The following is a 9,075-nucleotide window of genomic DNA, read 5'->3' on the forward strand; positions in this document are numbered from 1 at the left end:
GCGTCGGAGACTCTCGGGGAAGAGTCCCCCCTTAGTCTCGATCTCTCCTTGGGATCGTACCTTGCCTCTCTATCCCCATATAGGGTACTATCCGTTAGGTATACTCTCCCGGTCACGTATATATTAATAGTGTATGGTTGAGTTCGGTGCTCTCTACCTCTCCGGGGAGGAGGGGGGACGAAGGTGCTGAGGCTTAGTCTACGAGCCCTTCGGGGTCGTTCATTAGGTAGACTCGCTTGGTGGCACGGGTGAGCGAGGTGTAGAGCCAGCGAGCCATATTGCGGTCTAGGGGGAGGTAGCCGATGAGTCCGAGGTCGATGAAGACACACGACCACTGCCCGCCCTGCGCCTTGTGCGCCGTCGTGGCATAGCCATACTTGACCTCGAGGGCTCCCCAGAAGCGATCCTTGCGAATAGCCTTGCGCCGGGCTACGACAGAGCTGATATCGGCATAGCTATCGGCGATCGCATTGAAGAGCTCCTGTCGCTTCTGGCTACTTCGCTGGGGCTCGGGATCTGTTAGGGCCGAGAGTAGGAGGCAGACCTCTAGCTCCTCCCCGCGGTCGGGGAGGTAGATAGTGGCATCGACGAAGTCCAGTCCATACTCATGATAGTAGCGGTGTAGGCGAGTGACCTCGACGATCTCCCCGTTGGCGATGAAGTCCGAGTGGTCTTGGCGCCGGGTATAGTGGTAGTTGTTGCGCGCCACGATGAGGCGCTCACCACGTACGATCGCTTCCTCGTAGTAGAAGATGTGGCTCCGTACAGCTTGGTTTAGCTCCATAGCTCGCTTGTTGGAGGGGCAGATCAGGAGGCACTCCTCCATCCCATAGCGTCCGTAGGCTGTCTCTATAGTCTCTAAGACGAGGCCATGCTCGACGCGAGTGATGCCCCGCCAGCCCTCTGTCTCTAGGTGTATGGGTAGGAGTTCCTCGGGGTCTTCGTCCTCGGAGCTGTCGATGAGTTCGCGTAGGCAGGTGGCATTATGTAGTATCCCGCCCTTCTTCTGTCGGACAATTTGCCTTAGGCTGGCTTCGTAGACCGTCATCCCATAGCGGGAGGCGAGCGTCTCGGGGCAGAGGGCATCGCTGAGGCTCGAGCCCACGGGGGGGAGCTGAGCGGTATCCCCCACTAGTAGGAGCTTACCCTGCTCGGCCGACCAGACGTAGGCCAGGAGGTCGTCTAGGAGGTTGCCTGAGCCAAAGGGTGTCACTTCGGAGCTATCGCCCGTGATCATAGAGGCTTCGTCTACGATAAAGAGGGTGGGCTGCTTACTCGATGCTGAGGCGAGCTGAAAGGCTCCTCCCTCCTCCTGCATCTGGGTCGTCGCTCTATATATAGTACGGTGGATGGTAGTGGCCTGTCGCCCTGTCGTCGTGGAGAGTACCTTGGCCGCCCGACCCGTAGAGGCCATGAGCTCCACTCGTAGCCCAGCACCTATGGCTGTCTCTGTGATGAGGCGAAGTAGGAAGCTCTTCCCCGTGCCGGCATAGCCACGCAGGAGGAAGAGGGCATAGGGGGAGCTCTCTCGGAGGTATTCGGCTAGCCTGCCTAGGGCGGTAGCTTGGTCGGTAGTGAGCCCCTCAGTACTGTCGTGTAGTAGCTGATCGGCGAGCGCTGTGTACGGCATGTAATAATAATTTCTATCTTTGTTGGTGTGAAGTTAGTGCAATCATAGCATATATGCTCTATCGGTAGCCTAGCTAGATAATGTGAAGACTAATTAAAATACTACATACAATAGCAATGAAGAAAGTTATTCTACTAGTGGTAGCACTAGCTGTGGTCGCCCTAGCGTATGTCACCGTGCAGAGCGTCCTAGCTCCCGTGAGCTTCGACAAGAAGCAAACGGAGATCGAACTAGTCCTGCAAAAACAACTCAAGAAGATCGCTACCTACGAAGATGCCTACAAGAGCGTCTACGATAAGTACGCCAATAAGGAAGAGCTGATCAACTTCCTCAACAACGGCCGCATCTTCTACATCCGTGCAGAGGGCGACTATACGAGCGACATGCGCGACAAGGGTCTCTCCGAGGAGGATGCTGCTCGTCAGGGGCTCATCCGTCGTGACACCGTATGGGTATCCGCTAAGGACTCCCTGCTAAAGGATGGTACGGACCTCTCTAAGCTCTTCATCATCCCCAATAACCCTGACTCCTCGATCCACGTCGTAGCTAGCACGATCGAGCAGGAAGTAGGAGATACGAAGATCAACGTCCCCGTCTTCCAGGCCTCTGCCTCCTACCGTAGCTACCTCCTGCCTCTGGGCAATGAGCGTCGCATCCGTGAAAAGGAAGATGCTGCTAATGCCAAGACGAATGCCTTCGCTGGGCTACGTGTCGGCTCGCTCACGGAGGTGAAGACCAACGGGAACTGGGAATAATGATCGACCACACCGGACACCTCTCCCTCACCATAGAAGAGGCACCCGCACATAGCTTGTCCATCCGACCAACCTCGGGTGGACTTGCTTTTTCTATCACCGTCTGTGCCGAGCAGGAGGCGAGCTTCACCTCCTTCCTCCCCTATGCCTCTGTCGGTACTCCTATCGGACAGCAGATCGAGGAGCTGTACTATCAGAATGAGTGGCTCGCCTTTCCCTATGCTACGACCACCCTCTACTACGAGCCCCATGAAGCTGTCCTCGTTCCCGAGGAGCTCCTCACCTCAGGGCAGGAGGGACTGTGGCTGAGTCCTGGGCGAGATCATGCTACCGAGCGTCTAGCTGGACTGGATACCCCACGGGTAGCCCTGAGTGTCGGACTCCTAGAGGAGGGGAAGAGCCTAGTACTGTCATGGGATCAGCGTGCCTACTCCTTCCTTCGACGCCGACACTCGACTCTGGAGCCCTTGCCCTACTTCATCCCTCTGCTCGTACAGCGTAGAGCTGACTCGCAGAAGGCTCGGGGGCATGAGCTCGTCCTCGTACTCCGAGAGGAGGGGGTAGACTGTCTCCTCCTGCTGGGCGGAGAGTTGGTAGCCTTCAATAGCTACCCGATCGTGCGGCTGCTGGATGCAGAGCAGGTAGCTGGCGAGGTAATGTTCTATGCCTCTACGCTCTGGCGTCACTTCGGCCTCTCTAGTGCCGGTGATCGGATACACATCGTACACTCCGAGGAGGGGACGGAGGCCACGGTGGCGATCCTGCGTGCCAGCGCTCAGCGGCTACGTGACATCCTCGCCCGGTACGTGACGACCGTAGGGGTAGAGCCCTATCGTGTCCTAGCTCTGAGGTAATATGCGTATCATAGGTGGTAAGTATAAGCGTCGACGCTTCGACGTCCCCAAGAGCTTCAATGCCCGCCCGACGACAGACTTTGCCAAGGAGAACCTCTTCAACGTCCTCCAGCACTACATAGACCTCGAGGGTGCTACGGCGCTTGACCTCTTCAGTGGCACGGGGAGTATCGCTGTGGAACTCCTCTCCCGTGGAGCTTCGCGGGTGGTCGCCCTAGAGCAGCGAAGGGAGCATGCTTCCTTCATCCGCTCCGTGGCTCGTGAGCTAGGGGAGGAGGCTCACCTACAGGTCTTGCAGGCCGACGTCTTCCGCTTCCTCCGTGGGGGGAAGCACCAGCCCATCTACGACTTCATCTTTGCTGATCCACCCTATCGCCTTCGTGAGATCGCCCAGCTCCCAGAGCTCATCCTCTCTGCGGGCTTGCTACGTGAGAGTGGAGTACTCGTCGTGGAGCATCCTCAGCAGTACGACTTCTCTGCACTCCCTCATTTCGCCGAGCGTAGGGTCTACGGCTCTGTGAACCTCTCCCTTTTCGCCCTAGACCAAGAGTCCTCCGAGTAGCTAGGCTAGCCTCCCACTCTTGCCTCCTTCGTATGGGCGTGCACTAACTATTTGTAAGATGAAAGCACTTGTTATCTACTCCCACACCTACCCAGAGAAGAGTGTCTCTGGTCGGGCTATTCTCGAAGTCCTCCACGCCACTCCGGGCTTCGAGATCCGCAATATAGAGACCCTCTATCCTGACCTCAATCAGATCGACGTCGTAGCCGAGCAAAGGGCCCTCATAGAGGCAGACGTCATTATCTTCCAGCACCCCGTCTTTTGGTATAGCGGTACCTCGGGGCTCAAGCGCTGGATGGACGAGGTCCTCCAGTTCGGCTTTGCCTATGGGGAGGGTGGAGATAAGCTACGGGGGAAGAAGGTCATCCACTCCTTCACGGTGGGCTCTGAGGCTGGGGACTATGTAGGAGAATTAGAGAGAGCCATCTGCACCCCTATCCGGGCTACTGCCAACTACTGTGGTATGGAGTATCTCCGAGCCTTCCCACTCTATGGACAATATCCGCCTACGAACCCCAATGTAGCGCAGGAGGCCAAGGCTCATGCTGAGAAGCTTGTGGCCTTTGTTCACTCTCTGTAGAGAGGCCTCCTCCTCCCTTAGGGGCTCTCCTCTGGACAGCTAGCCTATGAGGAAGAGAACGAAAGGAGCCCCTACCCGTATCACGTACGGGTAGGGGCTCCCTCTGTTTCCACTGCTTGGCTATCCTTCGTATCCCCGTCTGCCACCCCTTGGGCTAAGAATATTCCGGGGCGATGAACAATTCTCCTCCCATCCTTTTTATTATCTGTGAACGTAAATAACAATCAAGATGAAAGTACTCGTAATCTACTCTCACGCATACCCTGAGACCAGCAAGGCTGGTAATGCCATCCTCGAGGTCTTCCAGGCGACCCCCAGCTTCGAAGTCCGTAACCTAGATGCACTCTATCCCGACCTCGGCAAGATCGATGTCGTCGCCGAGCAGCAGGCACTCCTAGAGGCAGACGTCATTATCTTCCAGCACCCTATCTTCTGGTTTGGGGTCCCTGCAGCACTCAAGCGCTGGATGGAGGTGGTCCTACAGCATGGCTTTGCCCACGGGACGGGTGGAGATAAGCTCCATGGCAAGAAGTTCATCCACTCCTTCACCGCAGCCTCAGGGGCTGATACCTACGCTGGAGAGCTTGGCCGAGCACTCCGTGCCCCCATTGAGGCCTCTGCACTCTACTGTGGGCTGGAGTACCTTAGAGCCTTCCCCCTCTATGGACAGCTTGCGCTAGTAAATCCCAATGTAGCGCAGGAAGCCAAGGCACACGCCGAGGAGGTCGTGGCCTTTGTCCAGTCGCTCTAGGAGGCACTCCATACGCTGAGACTCATCCCTGAGCCCATCGTATCGTCCCCATCGGATGATAAAGGAAGCGGGCTCCTACTCGTACCACATGTACGAGTAGGAGCCCGCTCCCTTTTCCTCATTAGGTTCACTCCTTAGTGCTCCCTCAGCGGTCGAAGAAAAGAGGTAGTGCTATACCCATTCTATGGGATGAAGTCAGTCCAAGGAACTCCAGTACTTCGGCTGTAGAGCGAACGGGGGTACTTGCCCCCTCCTTCACTTCTGAGACGATGAGCTTACCATCTCCTACACAGTGATAGTGACCATTCTGCCTGGGTAGGACTTCATCCTCATAGTCAAAGTCAAATGCCAGCTCAGGATCACGCCTCAAGCAGTACTGCAGGAAGGCCGGCATATCTAGGATACGTATCATCCCCTTGCTGAATGATCGGCCTCTTGCACTGGGGCGCAGATTGTAGGTGAATGAATTAGGGGGGAGAGCTTGCCCTAGCTTTCTTAGTAGTGCTTCACGTACCTCACGTGTGCCGAAGATTGCTTCTGCGGAATATCCCTCTCCTACCCAGACGACGAATATTGCTCCTGCAACCCTACCTGCCTGATCACGATGCTCCTGAACGAGGCGATCTAAGTGGACCTCATAGTCCCTTAGGATCACCTCCCACATCCCCCGTGAATGGGTCAGATGGGGCTCGGCGATTCGCTCCTCGATGCCACAGAGGTAGTCGAGTAGGGTGGCGGCAGTGTAGTCGGGGTCTACTTCGTCGAGTACATCACACTCGTCCTCTGTCTGCCGAGCATTAGGGAGTGAGGCATAGCCCCCTATGCGCTGATAGTAATCCCATAGCCAGCCCTCGGCAGGAATGATTACCGAGAGCACATCTCCTCGCTCCTGCTCTCTACGCAGAGCCTCGGTAAGCAACCCCCTCATATACCCTCGCCCTCTGTAGTCGGGGTGGGTACAAGCAGCTAGGATATAGCCAGCCTGCATGGTCTCGGTGGTCTCTATGAGGGAGAGCTGGGGGTACTGTAGGTGAGCGACTATCCGTCCCTCCTCCTGATAGAGGAGGGTGCTCTCCCTCTGGTAAGCATCGGCAAAGTAGCTGTCGAGGAAGAGATCATCGTCCCCGAAGCACAGCTGCCAGAGCGCCCGTACCTCACCCTCTAGCTCCTCATGTGGTGTCAGTATCCCTTGCATTCGTGGCGACGTACAGCGGCTATCTTAGGTAGGATGAGCTCAGGCTTGTAGGAGAGCTTAGCTCGGCGGAGCCCCTCTATCCCGAGGTCCTCCTCTCTATTGACGTAGATATACTGCTCGGGGATGGTGGAGGCGAAGAGCTTGTTGATCATCGTGAAGGCTCCGTCATAGTCTCTATTGGCCTTCTCGATATGAACACCGAAGGTCGTCTCGTTGATCGGGGAGCCGATCGTGAAGGCTACGATCTCGCCCCCCACACGTAGGATCCCCCCCGAGAGCTGAAGTTGCTCTAGGTGGGTGAGTAGCCTGAGGATGACCTCCTGCTCCATATCCTCGCCACCCTCCTCACTCTCGTGGTGCTCCAGCCAAGACTGCTCCAGCGCCATACACTCTAGGGCATTGGCAGGGGTGAGGGGCTCGTAGGTATAGTCGGAGTAGGTCTTCTCGAACTTGTTGATGTGGTTACGCTTCGCCTGTAGTGCCTTGCCCGATAGGCTGACTAGGCGCTCCCTGAGGTAGATGTAGTCGGCATTACCCTCGCTCTCTAGGAAGGTGAAGGCATCGGGGCAGTGTGCCTGCAGACGCTCCCGGCAGGTCGGTGTCACCCCCATGAGGACGAGAGGGTATCCCCCAGCCTCGGCCTCTATGCCTAGGCGTCCGATAGCTTGCCCCACACAGCCCTCCCCACGAGTGATGGGCACTAGATAGGCCGGATGAGGACGTAGGGGAGAGGAGAAGCGGATGAAGAGGCTATCTCCCTCCACACAGTAGCACGTCTCGTACTTGACGGCCCAGCCGTAGAGGTTGGCGAAGGCGAGGTCGCAGATCTGTCCGTAGCTGTGTAGCGTGAAGGAAGTCACTATCTCCCGAGCTTCGGGGGTGACGGGAGTGAAGAGGAGTCTATCCATAGACTATTGGTGTTGTTGTGATTACTTGGCCTCACCTCGGGTCATACGGAAGGAGGCCTTATAACAGATGAAGAGTGGGATAGCTACACCTACCCCTAGGGCGAACATCGTCAGTAGAGCGATGATCGCATTGCTGGTGATCCCCGGCAAGTACTGCTCCTGAGCCACCTCTTGGGTGCTCTCCATGAAGCGGATCATCCCCAGCAGGGAGCGGTAGGCAAAGCGCCCCGGGATCATAGGTAGTAGTGCCGGGAAGGCGAAGACCTCGATCGGGTAGCGAGCGTGATAAGCGAAGACGACCGCCAGGAAGCCCACAAAGACGGCTGCGAAGAAGGTCGATACGGCGATGTTCACCTCCGCATACTCCATGAGGGAGAAGCGGACAATATTGCCAAAGAAGGCAAGGATGGGGACGTAGCGAAAGGCTGCCCGTGAGGGATTGCCCACGGCGGCAAAGCCGAGGGCGGCGAGGGCGGCGAATAAGCCCTTCTCTAGGATGAGGAGTAAGTCCATGCTCTGGGGTGGGTTAGGATAGGAGTCGAGAGGCTAGAGGAGTGAGAGGTTGAGCATCATCAGCGTACAGCTCAGCCCTACGGTGATGCTGATGACGATCATCACGGCCGTCATCAGGCGGGAGATCCCGTTGAGCATGAAGCCATCGAGGAGGTCCATCATCCCGTTGATGAAGGGTACCCCGGGGATCAGATATAGTACGCTCGTCCCTAGGGCTATCTCGGGGTTGGCCTCTAGCCCGAGCTTCGCCCCTAGCCCCACGACAAAGGAGGCGACGAAGGCCGAGACGCAGATCACGAGGTAGGGATAGACGTGTCGGGCATTGAGCTCCTGCCGGACGAAGAAGCCACAGAGCGTACCGGCAAATACGCAGAGACCCGAGCCGAGATCCCCCCCGAAGAGGAAGCAGAAGGCCATATTCGCCAGACTAATGAGGAAGAGGATGAGCCAGCGGTTGACGGGCGGGGAGGTCACGATAGCCTCGAAGCGATCCTCTAGTTCCTCGAGTGAAGGGTGATGGTCATAGGTGTACCACGAGAGGCGACTGAGCTCGGCATTGAGGAAGAAGTTGAGGGGGAGGTGTCGGTGTCGGATCATCCCCGTCACGGGGTGCTGGGCACGGCTGATATGCGAAGCCTCGGTATTGTCCGAGGTCGCAGGCATGAGGGTCATCGTGATGTTGCGCTGAAACATCATGATCGTCAGCTCATAGCCATAGGCATGTGCGACACGTGTCGTATTGACTACGATACGAGAGGTCTGTACCCCGACGCTGGTCTGTGTCGTAGCGAAGCGAAGTAAGAAGTCCAATAGTCGCTCTGGGTCAATATCAATGAGCGCCCCGGGCTTAGTCTGTGGCATAAGTAAATCGTATATGGAATAACCGAAAATGAGCCTCCACCTGTAGCTCGGTGGAGACTCATTGATACGGTAGTTACACAACTCTTTTTCTAGTTGCGGAGGCAGGATTCGAACCTACGACCTTTGGGTTATGAGCCCAACGAGCTACCACTGCTCCACTCCGCGCTATCTCTTTTGCACTGCAAAGGTAGTATAATATTTCTAATTAGCCAAATGTCCCGAGTATACCCTCAGGGATGACGCATGAAATCACTATAGTGCGAGGGCAAGGTCGTGGGGGAGTATACGCCGAAGATAGAAGTATCTATGTCCTAGGCTAGATATACCAAGCGAATACCTCCTACCTAGGAGGGATGAGTATACACGTGTGTACACAACTGTATACCCACGTGTACACAACAGTATACACGCGTGTACACAACTGTATACCCACGTGTACACAACAGTATACACGCGTGTACACAAG

At 56.4% G+C, this 9,075-nt stretch carries 10 protein-coding genes and 1 tRNA gene; 5 read left to right on the forward strand and 6 right to left on the reverse strand.

Going from position 1 to position 9,075, the window contains the following annotated elements; genetic code table 11:
• Positions 1 to 193: 193 nt before the first annotated feature.
• On the reverse strand, positions 194 to 1,630 hold the full coding sequence (locus QZ170_RS02100) for an AAA family ATPase (RefSeq protein ID WP_297176389.1): 1,437 nt from the start codon (positions 1,628 to 1,630) through the stop codon (positions 194 to 196).
• A 116-nt stretch (positions 1,631 to 1,746) separates the two neighbouring features.
• On the opposite strand from QZ170_RS02100, the gene QZ170_RS02105 reads away from it, so the two are divergent.
• From QZ170_RS02105 to QZ170_RS02125, 5 genes are all read left to right on the forward strand, one after another.
• Positions 1,747 to 2,385, forward strand: a complete 639-nt coding sequence (locus QZ170_RS02105) for a hypothetical protein (protein WP_297176391.1) — start codon at positions 1,747 to 1,749, stop codon at positions 2,383 to 2,385.
• Complete coding sequence (locus QZ170_RS02110; protein WP_297176392.1) at positions 2,385 to 3,239, forward strand: DUF3822 family protein; 855 nt, start codon at positions 2,385 to 2,387, stop codon at positions 3,237 to 3,239. Before QZ170_RS02105 ends, QZ170_RS02110 begins: the two co-directional genes overlap by 1 nt.
• A gap of 1 nt (position 3,240) precedes the next feature.
• Positions 3,241 to 3,801: a 16S rRNA (guanine(966)-N(2))-methyltransferase RsmD gene (gene rsmD, locus QZ170_RS02115; RefSeq protein WP_297176394.1), complete on the forward strand. Its 561-nt coding sequence runs from the start codon at positions 3,241 to 3,243 to the stop codon at positions 3,799 to 3,801.
• A gap of 58 nt (positions 3,802 to 3,859) precedes the next feature.
• Complete coding sequence (locus tag QZ170_RS02120) at positions 3,860 to 4,381, forward strand: NAD(P)H-dependent oxidoreductase (RefSeq protein WP_297176396.1); 522 nt, start codon at positions 3,860 to 3,862, stop codon at positions 4,379 to 4,381.
• 229 nt (positions 4,382 to 4,610) lie between these two features.
• Positions 4,611 to 5,132, forward strand: coding sequence for an NAD(P)H-dependent oxidoreductase (locus QZ170_RS02125; RefSeq protein ID WP_297176397.1), 522 nt, complete (start codon positions 4,611 to 4,613; stop codon positions 5,130 to 5,132).
• 145 nt (positions 5,133 to 5,277) lie between these two features.
• Here QZ170_RS02125 and QZ170_RS02130 read toward each other — a convergent pair whose 3' ends face one another.
• From QZ170_RS02130 to QZ170_RS02150, 5 genes are all read right to left on the reverse strand, one after another.
• Positions 5,278 to 6,327, reverse strand: coding sequence for a GNAT family N-acetyltransferase (locus QZ170_RS02130; protein WP_297176399.1), 1,050 nt, complete (start codon positions 6,325 to 6,327; stop codon positions 5,278 to 5,280).
• Entirely contained in the window at positions 6,312 to 7,235 is a 924-nt protein-coding gene (locus QZ170_RS02135; RefSeq protein ID WP_297176401.1) for a phosphatidylglycerol lysyltransferase domain-containing protein, read from the reverse strand. The genes QZ170_RS02130 and QZ170_RS02135 overlap by 16 nt, the downstream gene beginning before the upstream one ends.
• Before the next feature lie 21 nt (positions 7,236 to 7,256).
• Positions 7,257 to 7,748: a threonine/serine exporter family protein gene (locus QZ170_RS02140; protein ID WP_297176404.1), complete on the reverse strand. Its 492-nt coding sequence runs from the start codon at positions 7,746 to 7,748 to the stop codon at positions 7,257 to 7,259.
• Positions 7,749 to 7,781: 33 nt separating this feature from the next.
• Positions 7,782 to 8,609: a threonine/serine exporter family protein gene (locus tag QZ170_RS02145; RefSeq protein WP_297176406.1), complete on the reverse strand. Its 828-nt coding sequence runs from the start codon at positions 8,607 to 8,609 to the stop codon at positions 7,782 to 7,784.
• 93 nt (positions 8,610 to 8,702) lie between these two features.
• Positions 8,703 to 8,774 (reverse strand) — tRNA-Met (locus QZ170_RS02150).
• Between the last annotated feature and the right edge of the window lie 301 nt (positions 8,775 to 9,075).

The organism is uncultured Porphyromonas sp. (assembly GCF_905372525.1).
Lineage (GTDB): Bacteria > Bacteroidota > Bacteroidia > Bacteroidales > Porphyromonadaceae > Porphyromonas.

Bases quoted from the DNA above. Each gene is read 5' to 3' on its own strand.
- QZ170_RS02145 (WP_297176406.1), bottom strand. From the start codon at position 8,609: ATGCCACAGACTAAGCCCGGGGCGCTCATTGATATTGACCCAGAGCGA.
- QZ170_RS02130 (WP_297176399.1), bottom strand. From the start codon at position 6,327: ATGCAAGGGATACTGACACCACATGAGGAGCTAGAGGGTGAGGTACGG.
- rsmD (WP_297176394.1), top strand. From the start codon at position 3,241: ATGCGTATCATAGGTGGTAAGTATAAGCGTCGACGCTTCGACGTCCCC.
- QZ170_RS02110 (WP_297176392.1), top strand. From the start codon at position 2,385: ATGATCGACCACACCGGACACCTCTCCCTCACCATAGAAGAGGCACCC.
- QZ170_RS02105 (WP_297176391.1), top strand. From the start codon at position 1,747: ATGAAGAAAGTTATTCTACTAGTGGTAGCACTAGCTGTGGTCGCCCTA.
- QZ170_RS02120 (WP_297176396.1), top strand. From the start codon at position 3,860: ATGAAAGCACTTGTTATCTACTCCCACACCTACCCAGAGAAGAGTGTC.
- QZ170_RS02100 (WP_297176389.1), bottom strand. From the start codon at position 1,630: ATGCCGTACACAGCGCTCGCCGATCAGCTACTACACGACAGTACTGAG.
- QZ170_RS02140 (WP_297176404.1), bottom strand. From the start codon at position 7,748: ATGGACTTACTCCTCATCCTAGAGAAGGGCTTATTCGCCGCCCTCGCC.
- QZ170_RS02125 (WP_297176397.1), top strand. From the start codon at position 4,611: ATGAAAGTACTCGTAATCTACTCTCACGCATACCCTGAGACCAGCAAG.
- QZ170_RS02135 (WP_297176401.1), bottom strand. From the start codon at position 7,235: ATGGATAGACTCCTCTTCACTCCCGTCACCCCCGAAGCTCGGGAGATA.